Raw genomic sequence first — 17,680 nt, forward strand, 5'->3', positions numbered from 1 at the left:
CCGGAATGGCTTGACGTCGCCTTGCCTAAGTGTGACTCTATGAGTACGCAGCGTTATCGCGACGACGGTCCGAGAACGTGCGGGGGAAACCAAACCGGGGGGATGCACGGGGCGGGCGGGACGTGGGCGGGAAAGTCCGCTCATCACCGACCGCCCCGTGCGCTGTCCGTGGACCGTCGCCGATGCCGCTCGTTGGCGCGCGTAAGGTGGAGAGTCGGCGCAGACATCGTTCGACAGGAGCTTTTATGACCAGCACCCTCCCGGCGTCCGCCAGCGGTACGCCGTCCGAGGCCCGGCCGAGCACGCTTGCCGACGGCGACTTCAAGGTGGCGGATCTGTCGCTCGCCGAGTTCGGGCGTAAAGAGATTCAGCTCGCCGAGCACGAGATGCCCGGCCTGATGGCGATCCGCCGGGAGTTCGCCGAGGCGCAGCCGCTCGCCGGCGCGCGGATCACCGGTTCGCTGCACATGACCATCCAGACCGCCGTCCTGGTCGAGACGCTTGTCGCGCTCGGCGCGCAGGTGCGCTGGGCGTCGTGCAACATCTTCTCCACCCAGGACCACGCCGCCGCGGCGACCGTCGTCGGCCCGAACGGCACCCCCGAAGCCCCCGCCGGTGTCCCGGTGTACGCCTGGAAGGGCGAGAGCCTGCAGGAGTACTGGTGGTGCACCGAGCAGGTGCTGCTGTGGCCGGACGGCCAGGGCCCGAACATGATCCTCGACGACGGCGGTGACGCCACCCTGCTGGTGCACAAGGGCGCCGAGTTCGAGAAGGCCGGTGTCGTCCCGCCGGTCGAGTCCGCCGACTCCGAGGAGTACGCGGTCATCCTCGAGGTGCTACACCGCTCGCTCGCCGAGGACGGCCAGCGCTGGACCGGGATCGCCGCCGGCATCAAGGGCGTGACCGAGGAGACCACCACGGGCGTGCACCGCCTCTACGAGATGCACCGCGCAGGCACCCTGCAGTTCCCGGCCATCAACGTCAACGACTCGGTGACCAAGAGCAAGTTCGACAACAAGTACGGCTGCCGCCACTCGCTCATCGACGGCATCAACCGGGCCACCGACGTGCTGATCGGCGGCAAGATGGCGGTCGTGCTCGGCTACGGCGACGTGGGCAAGGGTTGCGCCGAGTCGCTGCGTGGCCAGGGCGCCCGGGTCGTGGTGACCGAGGTGGACCCGATCTGCGCGCTGCAGGCTGCGATGGACGGCTACCAGGTCGCCACCCTGGACGACGTGGTCGAGCAGGCGGACATCTTCATCACCGCCACCGGCTGCTTCGACGTCATCACCAACGAGCACATGGCCCGGATGAAGCACCAGGCCATCGTCGGCAACATCGGCCACTTCGACAACGAGATCGACATGGCCGGCCTGGCCAAGCGCTCCGACGTCGAGCGGCTCAACATCAAGCCGCAGGTCGACCTGTGGCGCTTCGCCGACGGGCACGCCATCATCGTGCTGTCCGAGGGTCGTCTGCTGAACCTGGGCAACGCGACCGGGCACCCGAGCTTCGTGATGTCGAACTCGTTCGCGAACCAGACGATCGCCCAGATCGAGCTCTTCACCAAGACCGAGGAGTACCCGATCGGCGTCTACGTGCTGCCGAAGCACCTGGACGAGAAGGTGGCCCGGCTGCACCTGGGCGCGCTCGGCGCCAAGCTGAGCACGCTGACCAAGGAGCAGGCCGCCTACCTCGGCGTCTCCACGGAGGGTCCGTTCAAGCCGGATCACTACCGCTACTGATCGACGTCTCCTCGACCGGGTCGGCTGTTCGCAGCCGGCCCGGTTCGTCGTCCGTGCCGCCGGGTCAGCTCGATCCGGGACCGCGCCGGGTGGGTCGGAACCACGTCCAGACGCACCAGACCAGCCAGCCGACCGACACGACGGTGGCCAGCGCCCGCAGGCGTAGCGCGCTGAGCAGCAGCACCACGGCCAGCACCGTCAACCACGGCAGGAATCCCCTCACGGCGGGGATCCTGCCACAGCCGACACGCTGTAGACCGACTGCCGATGGTCGATGGTCCTCGTCACTGACTGAGTGAGCTTGTCGCGAAGGACTTGACGAGGCCCCTGACCAGGTAGGAAGGTGTGCCTGCCCTAAGTTAGCTAAGGCGTGCCTAACCACTCGGAGCCCGGATGTTCGCCACCTACCTGATCGGCCTGCGGGAAGGGCTGGAAGCCACGCTGGTGGTCAGCATCCTGGTCGCCTTCCTGGTGAAGTCCCAGCGTCGGGACCGATTGCCGCAGGTCTGGGCGGGCGTCGGCCTGGCCGTGGCGCTCTCGGTGCTCTTCGGCTGGCTCATCGAGTACACGACGACCTCGCTGCTGTCCCGATCCGAGGACCGGGAGCTGTTCGAGGCGATCACCTCCGTCGCCGCCGTCGTCTTCGTCACCTGGATGATCTTCTGGATGCGCCGGGCCGCCCGGACCATCGCCGGCGAGCTGCGGGGCAAGCTCACCGAGGCGCTGGCCGTCGGGTCCCTCGCGGTCGCCGGAATGGCCTTCCTCGCGGTCATCCGCGAGGGCTTGGAGACCGCGCTGATCTTCTACTCGGCCGCCCAGGGCGCGGCCGGCGACAGTGGGCCGCTGCTCGCGTTGATCGGCGGCATCGTCACCGCCGTGGTCCTCGGCGTGCTGCTCTACGCCAGCGCCCTGCGGATCAACCTCAGCAAGTTCTTCACCTGGACCGGCGCGCTGCTCATCCTGGTGGCCGCCGGCATCCTGAAGTACGGCGTGCACGACTTCCAGGAGGCCGGCGTCCTGCCCGGCCTGAACGACCTGGCCTTCGACATCACCGGCACGCTCGACCCGAGCACCTGGTACGCGGCCCTGCTCGCCGGCATGTTCAACGTGACTCCCGCGCCCACCGTGCTGGAGACGATCGCCTGGGTCGCGTACGCCGTACCGGTTCTCCTGCTCTTCCTGCGACCGGCTCGGCGTAAGCCGGCACCCACCGCGACCACCACCACCGTCACCGAGCGCGGGGCCGACACCGGCACCGAGGCCGAGGCGGCGTCCACGCCGCAGTCCGCCTGACCCACGAGGAGAGACAGCTCAGATGCGTACCCCCCAGTTCTTCGCGCTGGCCGCCGCTGGCGTGCTGGCGACGGCCGGTCTGGCCGCCTGCTCCGAGGCTGACAAGGGTGACTCGGCCGCGGCTGGTGGCCCGATCGTGGTCAAGGCCAGCGACACCGCGTGTGAGGTCGGCTCGACCGACCTGGGTGCTGGCACCGCCACCTTCAAGATCACCAACTCGGGTGCCAAGGTGACCGAGTTCTACGTGTATGCCGATGGCGACCGCGTGATGGGCGAGGTGGAGAACATCGCCCCCGGGCTGAGTCGCGAGTTGCACGTGGAGTTGCCGGCCGGTACGTACCAGACGGCCTGCAAGCCGGGGATGAGTGGCAAGGGCATCCGGGGTGCGCTCAAGGTCAGCGGGTCGGCGCAGCCGCTGACCGCCGACGCCGCGTTGGGTGACGCCACCGACAACTACCAGCGCTACGTCAAGAGCCAGACCGCCGCGCTGTTGGACAAGACCGAGGAGTTCGTCGGCGCGGTCAAGGCCGGCGATGTCGCGAAGTCCAAGGCGCTCTTCCCGGTGGCTCGCACCTACTGGGAGCGGATCGAGCCGGTGGCCGAGATCTTCGGCGACCTCGACCCCAAGATCGACGGCCGCGAGGAGGTCATCGAGGAGGGGATGGAGTTCACCGGCTTCCACCGGCTCGAGAAGGACCTGTGGCAGTCCGGTGACATCAGCAAGGACGGCCCGATCGCCGATCGTCTGCTTGTCGACGTCAAGGAGATCGTGGCCAAGGCCAACGCCGAGAAGCTCTCCCCGCTGCAGCTCGCCAACGGTGCCAAGGAACTGCTCGACGAGGTGGCCAGCGGCAAGATCACCGGCGAGGAGGACCGCTACTCGCACACCGACCTGTGGGACTTCGCCGCCAACCTCGAAGGTTCCAAGGCTGCCGTGTCCGCGCTGCGCCCCGCGCTGCAACAGCGCTCCCCGGAGCTGGTCACGCAGTTGGACACCGAGTTCGCCAACGTCGAGACGCTGCTCGGCAAGCACCGCGACGGCGACGGGTGGAAGCTGCACACCGCGCTGAGCAAGGCCGAGCTCAAGGAGCTCTCCGACGGGATCAACGCGCTCGCCGAGCCGATCAGCAAGGTCGCGGCGGCCGTCGCGAAGTGACCGGATGGCAGAAGGAGTCGAGTCGATGAGCGGGAGCAGGTTCACCAGGCGCCGGGCGATCACCCTCGCCGGCGCCGGGGTGGCCGGGGTCGCCGGAGTGGCGGTCGGCGCGGGGGCACTGGTGAACGGCTCCCGTGGCCCGGCCGCGGCGAGCGACCACCCGGCCGAGGCGGTGCCGTTCCACGGTGAGCACCAGGCCGGCATCGTCACCCCGGCACAGGACCGGCTGCACTTCGTCGCCTTCGACGTGATCACCAAGGACCGGGCCCGGCTGGTCGAGTTGCTTGAGGAGTGGACGGCCGCCGCCGCCCGGATGACCGCGGGACGCGACGCCGGGGTCCTCGGCGCGGTCGGCGGAATGCCGGAGGCTCCACCGGACGACACCGGCGAGGCGCTCGGCCTGCCCCCCTCGCAGCTCACCCTCACGATCGGGTTCGGGCCGACGCTGTTCCGTGACGCCGACGGCCGGGACCGCTTCGGCCTCGCCGACCGGCGGCCCGCCGCCCTCGCCGAGCTGCCGAAGTTCCCCGGCGACGCGTTGCAGCCGCAGCTCTCCGGCGGCGACCTCTGCGTGCAGGCGTGCGCAAACGATCCGCAGGTGGCGGTGCATGCGATCCGCAACCTGGCCCGGCTCGGCATGGGCGTGGTGAGCGTCCGCTGGTCGCAGCTCGGCTTCGGCCGTACCTCGTCGACCTCGCGGGACCAGGCCACCGCGCGCAACCTGTTCGGTTTCAAGGACGGTACGGCCAACCTCAAGGCCGAGGACACCGAGCTGCTGCGCGACCAACTGTGGGTGCAGCCGGGCGACGGACCGGAGTGGATGACCGGAGGCTCGTACCTGGTCACCCGCAAGATCCGGATGCTCGTGGAGACCTGGGACCGGACCTCCCTCGCTGAGCAGGAGGAGATCGTCGGCCGGGCCAAGGGCAGCGGAGCGCCACTCGGCCGGACCGAGGAGTTCGACGAGCTGGACTTCGCCGCGCGTGGCGCGGACGGCAAGCCACTGATCGCCGAGCACGCCCACGTCGCGCTGGCCCACCCGAGCCGGAACAGCGGCGCCCAACTGCTGCGCCGGGGCTACAACTTCGTCGACGGCTCCGACGGCCTCGGCCGGCTCGACGCCGGCCTCTTCTTCATCGCCTACCAGCGTGATCCCCGCCGCCAGTTCGTGCCGATCCAGACCCAGTTGGCGCGACACGACGTGATGAACGAGTACCTGCGGCACGTCTCCAGCGCTGTGTTCGCCTGTCCTCCCGGGGTACGCGACGCAGCGGAGAACTGGGGGCGTGGGCTGTTCGGCTGACCGTCGTCCGGATAGTGACAGCGGGATCGGCCCGGCCTGCGGTGGCGCCCGGCGGCGTCGAAGGGGGATCATGGAGACAGCCCGGTCCCACCGAACTGAATGAGGATGCAATATTAATCCCATGAGAGCCCGCGTACTGGTGGTCGACGATGACCCCGCGCTCGCCGAGATGCTCGGCATCGTGCTGCGCAGTGAGGGTTTCCTGCCCTCGTTTGTGGCCGACGGCGAGCGGGCGTTGGCCGCTTTTCGCGACAGCCGTCCCGATATCGTGCTGCTTGACCTGATGCTGCCCGGCATGAGCGGTATCGACGTCGCCCGGTCTATTCGGGCGGAGTCCGGCGTGCCCATCGTCATGCTGACCGCCAAGAGCGACACCGTGGACGTCGTCCTGGGCCTGGAGTCCGGGGCCGACGACTACGTGGTCAAGCCGTTCAAGCCCAAGGAGCTGGTCGCCCGGATGCGGGCCCGACTGCGCCGAGGCGAGGACGTGGCCCCCGAGATGCTGACCATCGGGCCGCCGGACAACCAGATCACCATCGACGTGCCCGCGCACACCGTGAGCCGCAACGATGAGGAGGTGAAGCTGACTCCGCTGGAGTTCGACCTGCTGGTCGCGCTCGCCCGCAAGCCGCGTCAGGTCTTCACCCGCGAGGTGTTGCTGGAGCAGGTCTGGGGCTATCGGCACGCGGCCGACACCCGGCTGGTCAACGTGCACGTCCAGCGGTTGCGGGCCAAGATCGAGCCGGACCCGGAGCGACCGGAAATCATCCTCACCGTGCGGGGCGTGGGCTACAAGGCGGGGACCGGATAGCCTGGTCGCACTGTGTCGACCTCACCGCCCCCACCCTCCCCCAGCACGGCTGCCCGCCGGCCCAGCGCCGGCGGGGAGTTCTGGCGTGCGGTGAGCGGTCAGGTCACCCGGGTGGTGGGCCGGGTGCACCAGACCTGGCGCCGCTCGCTCCAGGTCCGCGTGGTGACCATCACGCTTGTCGCGTCCAGCCTGCTGGTCGGCGGGTTCGCGTTCCTGATCGCCGACAAGATCACGACCATCCTGCTCGACAACGCTCGCAGCGACGTCCGGCAGCGGGTGACAAGCGGTGCCAGTTACACGGCCAAGCAGGTCTCGTTCTACGGGCAGGCGCAGGAGGCGCAGCTCCAGGAGACCATCGACGGCACGGTCAACTACCTGGCCGGCGGCGACCCCCAGCAGACCAGCGGGGTGGTGGTGGCGATCACCGCCGACGGTTATCCCAACGACATCCAGACGCGCACCGCCCCCTCGGCGAACGTCCAGTCGCTGATCAGCCCAGAGCTGCGGGCCGCGATCGCCGACGGCAAGGTGGCCAGCCAGATCCGCACCGGGCGGCTCACCGGTGAGCCCACCAAATATCTCGTGTACGGCTCGCCGGTACCCACCCGCTTCGGCCAGATCGAGCTCTACTACCTGGTGCCGCTGACCCGGCAGGACGTCACCGCCGCCGATGCCCGTGCCACAGTGGTGGCCACCGGGGTCGCCCTGGTGATCCTGCTCGGGTTGCTCGCGGCGCTTGTCACCCGGCTGGTGGTCAACCCGGTGCGGGTCGCCGCACGGACCGCCCAGCGGCTCTCCGCCGGCCTGCTCGACCAGCGGATGGTGGTCAACGGCGAGGACGACCTCGCGCTGCTCGCCGCGTCGTTCAACCAGATGGCCACCAACCTGCAACGGCAGATCCTGCGCCTGGAGGAGATGTCCCGGTTGCAGCGCCGCTTCACCTCCGACGTCTCGCACGAGCTGCGTACGCCGCTGACCACGGTCCGGATGGCCGCTGACCTGATCTTCGCCGAGCGCGACGAGTTCGACCCGGCGGTCGCCCGCAGCGCCGAACTGCTCCAGGCCGAGCTGGATCGATTCGAGGAGTTGCTCACCGACCTGCTGGAGATCAGTCGGTTCGACGCCGGTTTCGCCATGCTGGATTCCGAGCCGACCGACCTGGTGCCGGTGGTGCACCGGGTGGTCGACCGGCTGGCCGGCCTGGCCGAGCGGGTGGGCGTACCGATCGAGCTTGATCTGCCGGGCACGCCGGTGATCGCCGAGGTCGACCCGCGCCGGGTCGAGCGGGTGCTGCGCAATCTGGTCGGCAACGCCGTCGAGCACGGCGAGGCCCGCCCGGTGCTGATCACCCTCGGCATTGACGAGACCGCCGTGGCGATCACCGTTCGTGACCGCGGTGTGGGGCTCAAGGTGGGTGAGGAAAAGTTGGTGTTCAATCGGTTCTGGCGGGCGGACCCGTCCCGGGCTCGGCAGACCGGGGGCACCGGGCTGGGCCTGTCGATCAGCCTGGAAGATGCCCGGCTGCACGGCGGCTGGCTGGAGGCGTGGGGGGCTCCCGGGCAGGGCGCGCAGTTCCGGCTCACCCTGCCGGCCCGTGCGGGCGACCGGCTGACCACCTCGCCCCTGCGGTTGGTGCCGGCCGACGCCGCGTTGCCGTTCGGCGGCCCCCGCGACGGTGGCCCCCTGGCCATCGGCCCCGGCACCAGCGGGGCGTTGGCGATCGGCCCGACCCCGGCCGGGGACGGGCAGCGGGCGGAGGTGCGCTCGTGAGACGACCTACTCTGCTCGGCGCGCTCGGCGTGATGGTGCTGCTGGGTGCCGGTTGCGGCATCCCGGCGGCGTCCGACGTGCGGGTGGACGGCAAGGGCGGTGCCGCCACCGAGGCCGGTGTGATCAGCCGCGGCAGTGAGCCACCGACGCGGACGGCCAGCGGCAGCGTCAACGAGGCGTTCGTGCGTAACTTCCTGTCCGCCGCCGCCGGCGAGCCGGATCGGGCGTACGAGCGGGTCAAGGGGTTCATCGCCCCGGAGGACAAGATCCGCTTGCAGGACAAGAAGGGTAGCGAGGTCGCGCTGAACGTGGTCCGGCTGCGCGAGGCGATCTACACCCTCAACAGCGACTCGACCACCACCGTGAAGATCACCGTGCAGCAGATCGGTGTGCTGCGGGCCAACGGCACCCTCGCTCCACCGGTGGCGACCGAGACGGAGTACGAGTTCGGTCTGCGTAGCGCGTCGTTCAACGGCGGCCTCAACGATGAGCGGGCCGGCCTGTACGTCATCAACCCGCCGAACGTGCTGCTGCTCAGCGAAATCGCCCTTCGACAGTATTACCAGGACGAGACGATCTACTTCTGGAGTTCCGACCGCACCCGCCTGGTGCCCGACCAGCGCTACCGACCACAGGCGGTGCCAGACGAGCGCCGGGTCAACGAGGTGGTGAAATGGCTGGTCGGCGGCCCGTCCGACTGGCTGCGCCCGGGAGTCGTCGGGCTGCCCGACCGCACCGAGATGATCAACAACGCCACCGGCGGGAACGGTCGGTGGGAGGTCAACCTGGACATGTCCGATGACGACCAGAACGGCATCGACCAGTTGATCACGCAGATCGCCTGGTCGTTGGGCGACCTGCCGGGCCAGCTGGAGTTGAAGATCCGCAACAACCCGCAACCCGTCGTGGACCTGAGCGAGCGCCGAAACTCGCGAGAGCTCTACCCGAACACCGCCAGCCCCCAGCGGTTCGGCGTGTACGACGGCGTGATCCACCCGCTCGACTTCGACGGTGAGCCCAGCGGCACGGTGCCATTGACGTCCGAGGCCAACCGCAACGTCGTCTCCGCCAGCCTCGGGCTGGCCAAGGACCGGCGCATCCTCGCCGCGATGGTGGTGACCGGCACCGGCAAGAACCGGTACCGACTCGCGGTGGGCACGGGCGCCGACCCGATCTCCGTGCTCAGCCGCAGCGGCACCGAGTACTCCGCGATCAGCCGCCCGGTCTGGCTGCGTACCGTCGACTCCCGCCCCGGTCGCGGCCTGGTGGTGGCCGACGGGCAGCTCTACCGGTTCGACGAGATGGCCCGGATGTATCCGGTGCCGCTCAACCTGCCCTCCGCCGACGTCACGGCGGTCGCCGCCGGGTTGGACGGCCAGCGGGTCGCGCTGGTCGTGGGCGGGCGCCTCTACGTCGCGGCGGTCAACCTGGACGGCGGCGGGGTCTCCATCGGCCCGCCCCGACAGTTGGTCACCTCGCTGACCGGCCTCACGGCGGTCGACTGGGGCAGAGAGGATCAGCTCGTGGTGGCGGGGTCCGCCGGTCAGCCGGCGATCTACGAGATCAGTGTCGACGGTGCCCTGGAGACGCCGTTGAGGACCGACCTCGGTGCCAAGGTCAGTCACCTCACCGCGTACCCGACCAACCGCAGTGTGCGGGTGCCCAGCGGGGCCTACATGTACGAGGCGAACGGGGTGGCCTACCGCAGCAGCCCGTTCGAACGCATCGAGCCCGCCCGGGTACGCGACATCGCCCCGGTGCCGGCCGGTATCCGGCCGAGCAACCCGTCGGCACCGTTCTTCCTCTACTGACACGGTGAGCGGGCTCTGGGCGGACCTCGCCGACCTGGTGCTGCCCGCCGACTGCGCCGGTTGTCGGGAACGGCGTCCCGGCCTGCGGCACGGCGTCTGCCCGGTCTGTGTCGCGGCGCTTGACGCACTGCGCCCACGGTCGGTCCGTCCCACCCCCGCCCCGCCGGGCCTGCCGTCCTGCGTCGCGCTCGGCCCGTACGCCGGCCCGCTGCGGGAGGCTCTGCTGGCGTACAAGGAACACGGCCGGCACGGCCTGGCTCGCCCGCTCGGCGCCCTGCTCGCCGAGGTCGTCGCGGCGGCCGTCGGCGGGGCTCGTCCGCTGGCGTTGGTCCCGGTCCCGGACACCGCGGCGGCGGCCCGGTCCCGCTACGGGGACCACCTCGACCGGCTGGCCCGGCACTGCGCGGCCCGGCTCAACCGGGGCGGCTGGGCGGTGCGGGTGCACCGTCCGCTGCGAGCGCTGCCCCGGCCCGACTCGGTCACCCTGGACAGCGCCGGGCGGGCGGCGGCGGCCGAGGCGGCCTTCCAACCTCGCTCGACGGGGCCGTCCCGGGGTCGTGCCGTCGGCGCGGCGCCGGCCGTGGTGCTGCTCGACGACATCGTCACCACCGGCGTCACCCTGGCCGCCGCAGCCAGGGTGCTGACCGCGACGGGATGGGCACCGAGTGTCGCCGTGGTGCTCGCGGCGACCGAGAAAAGACTCCAGTCGTAACCGATCGTGTTTCCGTTTCACCCGTTGGTGTATGAGGTGCGAAAAATCCTGGGCCGTCTCGGCAACATGGGGTGACTGCCGGGCAAACAGGAGTTAGCGTTTCGCTGTCGGGGGTAGGAGGTCGTTCCAACCGCCCCCGGCGGTGAGAGGAGGCGTAGCCGTACCAACCGGTCGACGCCAGCGGGTCTCCCCACGGCGCGCGGCCGGGCAAACCGGATCGAAGACCGTCCGAACAAGGGAGGTCACGTGGACATCGTGGTCAAGGGCCGAAACGTCGAAGTGCCGGACCATTACCGGGTGCACGTAGCCGAGAAACTCGCAAAGATCGAACGCTACGACCACAAACTTATTCGTGTCGATGTCGAGCTGTTTCACGAGCGCAATCCGCGCCAAGCCGACCACTGCCAGCGGGTGGAGATCACCTGCATTTCCCGGGGCCCGGTCATGCGGGCCGAGGCCTGCACGAACGACTTCTACAGCGCGCTCGACGCGGCCATCGCGAAGCTCGACACCCGGCTGCGCCGCGCTGCCGACCGCCGCCGCGTACACCGGGGTCGGCACGCGCCGATCTCCGTCGCCGAGGCCACCGCGGGCCTACCGGTCGCGGACCTGGTCTCCCCCGCGCTGAGCGCGCCGGGTGACGGCGCCCGCGCCGGCACCGCGGTCGCGGAGCGGGTCGAGGAGGAGTACGACGACCAGCCGTGGCACATCGCCCGCGAGAAGGTGCACCCGGCAGATCCGATGACCATCGACGACGCGCTGTTCGAGATGGAACTGGTCGGCCACGACTTCTACCTTTTCCAGGACAAGGAGTCCGGCCGTCCCAGCGTCGTCTACCGGCGCCACGCGTACGACTACGGCATCATCTCCCTCGCCACTGACCGGTAGCAGACCGCGTCGATCATGGAGTTGTGGTGGGTCTGTCCCCACCACAACTCCATGATCTGTCAGCGCAGGTCGGGCGGTAGCAGCGCGAAGGTCAGGTCGTCCAGGCGGGCCCCGGCCAGCCCGGGCAGCCGGCCCCGCGCCACGGCCTCACGCTGGAACCCGACCCGCTCCAGCACGCGGTGCGACGCGGTGTTGTCCGGCACCGTGCCGGCGGTCAGCCGGGCCATACCGACCGGGCCGAACGCCCAGCCCGCGAGCAGGCGGACCGCCCGCGTCGCGTACCCCCGGCCGCGCCACTCGGGCAGCAGCGCGTAGCCGACCGATCCCTCGGCGCTGCTCACCTCCGTGTACGACAACCCGCAACTGCCCGCCGGCGCACCAGTGGCCACGTCCGTGACCAGCAGCCGGGCGATCTCCCCGGTCAGCCAACCGCTCTCAGCGAGGCGGCAGCGCCGCTCGATCGCCTCCCGCGTCGGCGGCACGGGCGGAGCCTGGTTCGCCACCACGTCGGGTCGGCTGTGCAGCCGGTACATCAGCTCCGCGTCGCCGGGCGCGAGCGGACGCAGCGCCACCACCTGATCGGTGAGCACCCCGTCGGGCAGGTCGGGTAGCAGTCGGGGGGCCGGAGCGGGCGGGTCGCCGGCGAGGCGTACCCAGGCCAGCAGGTCGTGCCGTCCCGCGTCCCGGGCGCTACCGGCGGACCGGCGCGAACCCTCGTAGCGGAAACCGGCAGCCACCGCGACCCGCTGGCTCGGGCCGTTCTCCGCGTGGGTGAGCAGCTCCAGTCGAGCTGTCCCGTTGGCGAACGCGTGCTCACTCAGCGCGCGGGTCGCCGCCCTGGCCACGCCCCGTCCGCGCGCAGCCGGCCGCACCCAGTAGCCGATCTCTGCCTGCCCCCGTGCGGGCACCGGGTTGGACAGCCCCACCGTGCCGAGCAGCCGGTCCGTCGCGGGGTCCGCGATGGCGTACGCCGCGCCGCCGTCGGTCCAGGCCGCCGGGGCGCCCGCATCGATCCACCAGCGGGCGTCGACCTCGGTGTACGGCGAAGGCAGGCCGGTCATGAACCGCTGGCTCACCGGGTCGGCCAAGCCGTCGACCACATCGGGGATGTCCTCGGCGCGGAACGGCCGCAGCCGTACGCCGTGCGCCTCGATGACCTGCGACGGGCTCATCCGAGATCCTTGGCGAGGAGCGCGGCCACCCACACGTCGACCCGCTCGCCCCGGTGCTGCACTCCGCCCCGGGCGGTCCCCTCGAACGTGAAGCCCGCCTTCTCCGCTACCCGGCGGGAGGCGGTGTTGCCCACGTTCGCCTTCCACTCGATGCGGGCCAGGCCCAGCGTGGCGCAGCCCCAGGTGCTGAGCGCGACAAGCGCGGCCGGCATGTACCCCCGGCCACGAGCCGCTGGGGCGGTCATGAAGCCGACGTCGGCGCGCAGGGCGTCGGTGGGGGAGAGCCGCAGGTCGAGCGTGCCTGCGTACCGGTCATCGGGGTCGGCGATCACGAAGCAGGCGGCGTCCCCCCGAGCCCAGGCGTCCCGGCCGTGGGCCTGGTACCACTGCGCATCGGCGTGCTCGTACGGGTCCGGCACGGTCGTCCAGCGGATGGACTCCGGGTCCCGACAGGTCTGCACCACGGCGTCCAGGTCCTGCTCCTCCATGGGCCGTAGCCGCAGCTCGCCGGCCAGGGTCGTGGCGAATAGGACGGGCTGCGGGCGGCCGAAGACGGCGGCCCGCCGGGCGGCGAGGGTGCCCGGCCCGGCCGGCCCGGTCGCCCCGGGCTCGGGGACCTCGCCGGGCAGCAGCGAGCCGATCCAGCCGTCCGCGCCGCCGTGCGGCGGCGGATCGGCCCGCCGCACCCGGCCGTCGATCCGGAAACCGGCCCGAAGTGCCACCAACCGGGAGGCGTGGTTGCCCACCTCGGCCTGCCAGATGAGCCGGCGAAGCCCGAGGGTGCCGAAGGACCAGCGGGCCAGCGCCCGGGTGGCCCGGACCATCACTCCCCGACCACGCGCCCAAGGCGCCGTCCAGTACCCGATCTCACCGGTGCCGTCCTTGTCGATCGAGATCAGTGCGACCGAACCGAGCAGCTCGCCGGTTACCGGGTCGCAGACCGCGAACGGCGCTCCGGTGCCCTCCGCCCAGGCCCTGCGGCTGATCTCGGTGACGAAACCCTGGGCGTGCTCCGGTAGGTACGGGCGTGGCACGCGCGTCCAGCGCTGAATGTCCGGGTCCTGGCATGCCTTGTGTACGGCGTCGGCGTCGGCGTCCCGCCAGGGCCGTAGCAGCACCCCGTCCTCGGTGATCTCCGCTGGCTCCACCCGTGCATCGTGCCGCAACGTTCGCCGACGGCGTAACTGGATAACGTCCTCGGCGTACCTGGTACGTGAGTTATGTCGGGTTCGGTGCCATGGACCGCCGCTACCAGTGACCATGACGCCGGTGGAGCGCCTACGATGGTTCGAGACCGTCTAGGGGAGCGTTGATCCGTGTCGATTCTGGAAAAGGTCCTTCGCGCAGGCGAGGGCCGCATGGTGCGCCGGCTGAAGGCCATCGCCGCCGCCGTCAACTCGATCGAGGACGACTACGTCAACCTCAGCGACGAGGAACTGGCCGGCATGACCGAACAGTTCCGGGAACGGCTCGCTGATGGGGAGACCCTCGACGACCTGCTGCCGGAGGCTTTCGCGGTGGCCCGCGAGGCGTCCGCCCGGGTGCTGGGCCAGCGTCCGTACGACGTCCAGGTGATGGGCGGCGCGGCGCTGCACTTCGGCAACATCGCCGAGATGAAGACCGGTGAGGGTAAGACGCTGACCTCGGTCATGGCCGTCTACCTCAACGCGCTGTCCGGCAAGGGCGTGCACGTGATCACGGTCAACGACTACCTCGCCCAGCGCGACGCCGCCTGGATGGGCCGCGTGCACGAGTTCCTCGGGCTGACCGTCGGCGTGGTGCTGCCCAACCGGCCAGCCACCGAGCACCGTGCCGCGTACGAGTGCGACATCACCTACGGCACCAACAACGAGTTCGGCTTCGACTACCTGCGCGACAACATGGCCTGGTCGAAGGACGAGCTGGTGCAGCGCGGGCACAACTTCGCGGTGGTCGACGAGGTCGACTCCATCCTGATCGACGAGGCCCGCACCCCGCTGATCATCTCCGGCCCGGCCGAGCACTCCGCCCGCTGGTACGGCGAGTTCGCCGGCGTGGTCGGCCGGCTCCAGCCCGGCACCGACGGCGAGGGCGACTACGAGGTCGACCACTCCAAGCGCACCATCGCGGTGACCGAGCGCGGTGTCGCCAAGGTCGAGGACCGGCTCGGCATCGACAACCTGTACGAGTCGGTGAACACCCCGCTGGTCGGCTACCTCAACAACGCGATCAAGGCCAAGGAGCTCTACAAGCGCGACAAGGACTACATCGTCAGCGACGGTGAGGTCCTGATCGTCGACGAGTTCACCGGTCGCATCCTGCACGGCCGTCGCTACAACGAGGGCATGCACCAGGCGATCGAGGCCAAGGAGGGGGTGGAGATCAAGCAGGAGAACCAGACCCTGGCCACCATCACCCTCCAGAACTACTTCCGCCTCTACGAGAAGCTGTCCGGGATGACCGGTACGGCGCAGACCGAGGCCGGCGAGTTCAACAAGGTCTACAAGGTCGGCGTCGTGACGATCCCGACCCACCGCCCGATGGTTCGCGAAGACCGGCCCGACGTCATCTACAAGACCGAGAAGGCCAAGTTCAACGCCGTCATCGAGGACATCGCCGAGCGGCACCAGATGGGCCAGCCGGTGCTGGTGGGCACCGTCTCGGTGGAAAACTCCGAGATCCTCTCCCAGCTGCTGCGCCGACGTGGCATCCCGCACAACGTGCTGAACGCCAAGTTCCACGCGCGGGAGGCCGAGATCGTCGCCCAGGCCGGGCGTAAGGGCGCGGTCACCGTGGCGACCAACATGGCTGGCCGCGGCACCGACATCCTGCTCGGCGGCAACGCCGAGTTCCTCGCCGCGAACGAGCTGCGTCAGCGCGGCCTCGACCCGCTGGAAAACGAGGAAGAGTACGCCAAGGCGATGGAGGAGGTCCTTCCCAAGTGGAAGCAGGCCTGCGACGCCGAGGCGGACGAGGTCTCCGCGGCCGGTGGCCTCTATGTTCTGGGCACCGAGCGGCACGAGTCCCGGCGCATCGACAACCAGCTGCGCGGTCGCGCCGGCCGGCAGGGCGACCCGGGCGAGTCCCGTTTCTACCTGTCCCTGCAGGACGAGCTGATGCGGCGCTTCCGGGCCGGCGCGGTCGAGGCGGTGATGGAGCGCTTCAACATCCCGGAGGACGTGCCCATCGAGTCGAAGATGGTCACCCGCCAGATCAAGAGCGCCCAGGCCCAGATCGAGGGCCAGAACGCCGAGATCCGCAAGAACGTCCTCAAGTACGACGAGGTGCTCAACAAGCAGCGCCAGGTCGTCTACGCCGAGCGGCTCCGGGTGCTCAACGGTGAGGACCTGTCCGACCAGGTCCGCAACATGATCGACGACACCGTCGAGGCGTACGTGCGGGGTGCCACCTCCGAGGGTTACGGCGAGGACTGGGACCTTGAGCAGCTCTGGTCCAGCCTCAAGCAGCTCTACCCGGTCGGCGTGACGATCGAGGAGCTGGAGGAGGAGGCCGGCGGCTCCCGCGCCGGCATGGACGCCGACTTCCTGGTGGCCCGGCTCAAGGAAGACGCCAACGCCGCGTACGACCGGCGTGAGGAGCAGCTCGGCACCGAGGGGGTGCGCCAGCTCGAGCGGATGGTGCTGCTCCAGGTCATCGACCGCAAGTGGCGCGAGCACCTCTACGAGATGGACTACCTCCAGGAGGGCATCAACCTCCGCGCGTACGCCCAGCGCGACCCGGTGGTGGAATACCAGCGCGAGGGCTTCGACATGTTCGCCACCATGATGGACGGCATCAAGGAGGAGACTGTCGGTTTCCTCTACAACGTCGACGTCCAGGTGACCGAACCGGAGCCGGAGGAGGGCGCCGACGAGGTCACGCTGCTCGACAAGCCGGTCGAGATCCGGGCCAAGGGCCTCAACCAGGCGCCGCAGCGGCAGGGCCTGCAATACTCCGCGCCCACCATCGACGGTGAGGCCAGCCCAGGCGCGGTCGCCGTGGAGCAGGCCGAGCAGCAGGCTCCGGCGCTCGGTGTGGGCCGACCGGCTCCGGGTGCTCCGGCTGCGCCGGGGCAGAACGCACCATCCGCTCCGCAGCGGCCAGCCTCCGGGCTGCGCGGCCCGGTCGTTCCGTCGGCCGCCCGCCGGCCGGCACCGAACCAGGCGGAGGCGAACGGCCCGTCCCGCAACGCGCCGTGCCCGTGTGGCTCGGGCCGCAAGTACAAGCGCTGCCACGGTGCCCCCAACGGCGGCAACTGACCGACAGCATCTGCACCGACAGGGTTCGGTAATCGACGGGTCTCGGCCGATCAGGCCGGGGCCCGTCGGCGTAGGTGCGGTCAGAGGACGTGCAGAGCGGTGCAGAGCCAGCGGCCCCGGAGATGCTCCAGGCGCAGCGCCATCGCCCAACTCCGGCCGCCCGCGCCGGTGAGGACGGCCGCTGCCTCCACTGCGGCCTCCCGCGGCTCGCAGACTCGCAGGCGGAGCAGCCGGACCAGTGGCCGGCCGGCGCGGCGGCGGGATGCCCCAGCACGGCCGGATGCGCGGGCCAGCTCGGCCAGCAAATCGCCCGCTCGGGCGGGGTCGAGCAGCGCTCGCACCTGGGCTGGTGAACGGTAGCCGTTGACCACCTCCAGGCAGCTGCCGACAAAGCGATGTGCGGCTCGGGTGGACTCCGGAGCGGTCGCCGGCGGTAACGACGTGACCGGGTGGGTGGTGGTGGACCGGCTGGGCACCGGACGTAGGGCGGCTCGCCGATCCGGCGGCCGGACCGGGTTGGGCCGGGTGGAGGCGAACAGGTCGAGGGCGAGCTGACCGTCGGTCGGTGCCGGCCAGTACGGCCCGTCGGTCTCATCAACGTATGGCGGGTCGAACGGCGGGACGGGGCGCAGCCGCACGGGCGGTCGGGAAGGACCAGGTCGCGCTCCGCTCATCGTCGGCCCCTTTGATCTTGCGTTTGCCTACGTTTGCCTTTGACAAGCTCGATTCTGAGTGACGAAGCGGCCTCGGTCAATGGCTCCATGGGGATCCCCGGCGGCTT

At 70.2% G+C, this 17,680-nt stretch carries 14 protein-coding genes; 10 read left to right on the plus strand and 4 right to left on the minus strand.

The genetic code is table 11. From position 1 onward, the window contains the following. Positions 1-245: 245 nt before the first annotated feature. The gene (ahcY, locus tag IF46_RS0125095) at positions 246-1,745 is read left to right on the plus strand and encodes an adenosylhomocysteinase (RefSeq protein ID WP_030490840.1); all 1,500 of its coding nucleotides are present in this window, start codon (positions 246-248) and stop codon (positions 1,743-1,745) included. Between the two features lie 64 nt (positions 1,746-1,809). Here the strand turns inward: ahcY and IF46_RS34900 are convergent, their stop codons facing one another. Beyond that, entirely contained in the window at positions 1,810-1,968 is a 159-nt protein-coding gene (locus IF46_RS34900) for a hypothetical protein (protein ID WP_198041533.1), read from the minus strand. Positions 1,969-2,138: 170 nt separating this feature from the next. Between IF46_RS34900 and efeU the strand changes: the two genes are divergently transcribed. From efeU to hpf, 8 genes are all read left to right on the plus strand, one after another. Continuing rightward, on the plus strand, positions 2,139-3,038 hold the full coding sequence (efeU, locus tag IF46_RS0125105; RefSeq protein WP_030490841.1) for an iron uptake transporter permease EfeU: 900 nt from the start codon (positions 2,139-2,141) through the stop codon (positions 3,036-3,038). 22 nt (positions 3,039-3,060) lie between these two features. Further along, on the plus strand, positions 3,061-4,194 hold the full coding sequence (gene efeO / locus IF46_RS0125110) for an iron uptake system protein EfeO (RefSeq protein WP_030490842.1): 1,134 nt from the start codon (positions 3,061-3,063) through the stop codon (positions 4,192-4,194). Positions 4,195-4,219: 25 nt separating this feature from the next. Beyond that, on the plus strand, positions 4,220-5,497 hold the full coding sequence (gene efeB / locus IF46_RS0125115; RefSeq protein WP_030490843.1) for an iron uptake transporter deferrochelatase/peroxidase subunit: 1,278 nt from the start codon (positions 4,220-4,222) through the stop codon (positions 5,495-5,497). Positions 5,498-5,618: 121 nt separating this feature from the next. Further along, positions 5,619-6,308 (plus strand): MtrAB system response regulator MtrA, encoded by a 690-nt coding sequence (gene mtrA / locus IF46_RS0125120; protein WP_030331519.1) that lies wholly within the window; start codon positions 5,619-5,621, stop codon positions 6,306-6,308. A gap of 12 nt (positions 6,309-6,320) precedes the next feature. Further along, entirely contained in the window at positions 6,321-8,078 is a 1,758-nt protein-coding gene (mtrB, locus tag IF46_RS0125125) for an MtrAB system histidine kinase MtrB (protein ID WP_030490844.1), read from the plus strand. Between the two features lie 32 nt (positions 8,079-8,110). Next, positions 8,111-9,889 (plus strand): LpqB family beta-propeller domain-containing protein, encoded by a 1,779-nt coding sequence (locus IF46_RS0125130; protein ID WP_051724163.1) that lies wholly within the window; start codon positions 8,111-8,113, stop codon positions 9,887-9,889. A 4-nt stretch (positions 9,890-9,893) separates the two neighbouring features. Beyond that, entirely contained in the window at positions 9,894-10,601 is a 708-nt protein-coding gene (locus tag IF46_RS0125135) for a ComF family protein (protein WP_030490846.1), read from the plus strand. Between the two features lie 246 nt (positions 10,602-10,847). Continuing rightward, positions 10,848-11,489 carry a ribosome hibernation-promoting factor, HPF/YfiA family gene (hpf, locus tag IF46_RS0125140; RefSeq protein ID WP_030490847.1) on the plus strand — a complete coding sequence of 214 codons (642 nt, stop codon included), beginning with the start codon at positions 10,848-10,850 and terminating at the stop codon, positions 11,487-11,489. 59 nt (positions 11,490-11,548) lie between these two features. On the opposite strand, the gene IF46_RS0125145 is transcribed toward hpf, so the two are convergent. Together IF46_RS0125145 and IF46_RS0125150 are read right to left on the minus strand one after the other, a co-directional pair. After that, positions 11,549-12,661, minus strand: a complete 1,113-nt coding sequence (locus tag IF46_RS0125145) for a GNAT family N-acetyltransferase (protein WP_030490848.1) — start codon at positions 12,659-12,661, stop codon at positions 11,549-11,551. Further along, positions 12,658-13,809 (minus strand): GNAT family N-acetyltransferase, encoded by a 1,152-nt coding sequence (locus tag IF46_RS0125150; RefSeq protein ID WP_030490849.1) that lies wholly within the window; start codon positions 13,807-13,809, stop codon positions 12,658-12,660. Before IF46_RS0125150 ends, IF46_RS0125145 begins: the two co-directional genes overlap by 4 nt. A gap of 168 nt (positions 13,810-13,977) precedes the next feature. Here IF46_RS0125150 and secA point away from each other — a divergent pair, with 168 nt between their 5' ends. After that, positions 13,978-16,899, plus strand: a complete 2,922-nt coding sequence (secA, locus tag IF46_RS0125155) for a preprotein translocase subunit SecA (RefSeq protein WP_030490850.1) — start codon at positions 13,978-13,980, stop codon at positions 16,897-16,899. A gap of 80 nt (positions 16,900-16,979) precedes the next feature. Here secA and IF46_RS0125160 read toward each other — a convergent pair whose 3' ends face one another. After that, entirely contained in the window at positions 16,980-17,573 is a 594-nt protein-coding gene (locus IF46_RS0125160; protein ID WP_030490851.1) for an Rv3235 family protein, read from the minus strand. Positions 17,574-17,680 lie beyond the last annotated feature (107 nt).

The sequence above is a fragment of the Micromonospora chokoriensis genome (assembly GCF_000718555.1).
Taxonomy (GTDB): domain Bacteria; phylum Actinomycetota; class Actinomycetes; order Mycobacteriales; family Micromonosporaceae; genus Micromonospora; species Micromonospora chokoriensis_B.

Excerpts from the sequence above, each read along its gene's own strand:
- ahcY (WP_030490840.1), top strand. The coding sequence starts at position 246 with ATGACCAGCACCCTCCCGGCGTCCGCCAGCGGTACGCCGTCCGAGGCC.
- efeU (WP_030490841.1), top strand. The coding sequence starts at position 2,139 with ATGTTCGCCACCTACCTGATCGGCCTGCGGGAAGGGCTGGAAGCCACG.
- efeO (WP_030490842.1), top strand. The coding sequence starts at position 3,061 with ATGCGTACCCCCCAGTTCTTCGCGCTGGCCGCCGCTGGCGTGCTGGCG.
- efeB (WP_030490843.1), top strand. The coding sequence starts at position 4,220 with ATGAGCGGGAGCAGGTTCACCAGGCGCCGGGCGATCACCCTCGCCGGC.
- mtrA (WP_030331519.1), top strand. The coding sequence starts at position 5,619 with ATGAGAGCCCGCGTACTGGTGGTCGACGATGACCCCGCGCTCGCCGAG.
- IF46_RS0125130 (WP_051724163.1), top strand. The coding sequence starts at position 8,111 with ATGGTGCTGCTGGGTGCCGGTTGCGGCATCCCGGCGGCGTCCGACGTG.
- IF46_RS0125145 (WP_030490848.1), bottom strand. The coding sequence starts at position 12,661 with ATGAGCCCGTCGCAGGTCATCGAGGCGCACGGCGTACGGCTGCGGCCG.
- IF46_RS0125160 (WP_030490851.1), bottom strand. The coding sequence starts at position 17,573 with ATGAGCGGAGCGCGACCTGGTCCTTCCCGACCGCCCGTGCGGCTGCGC.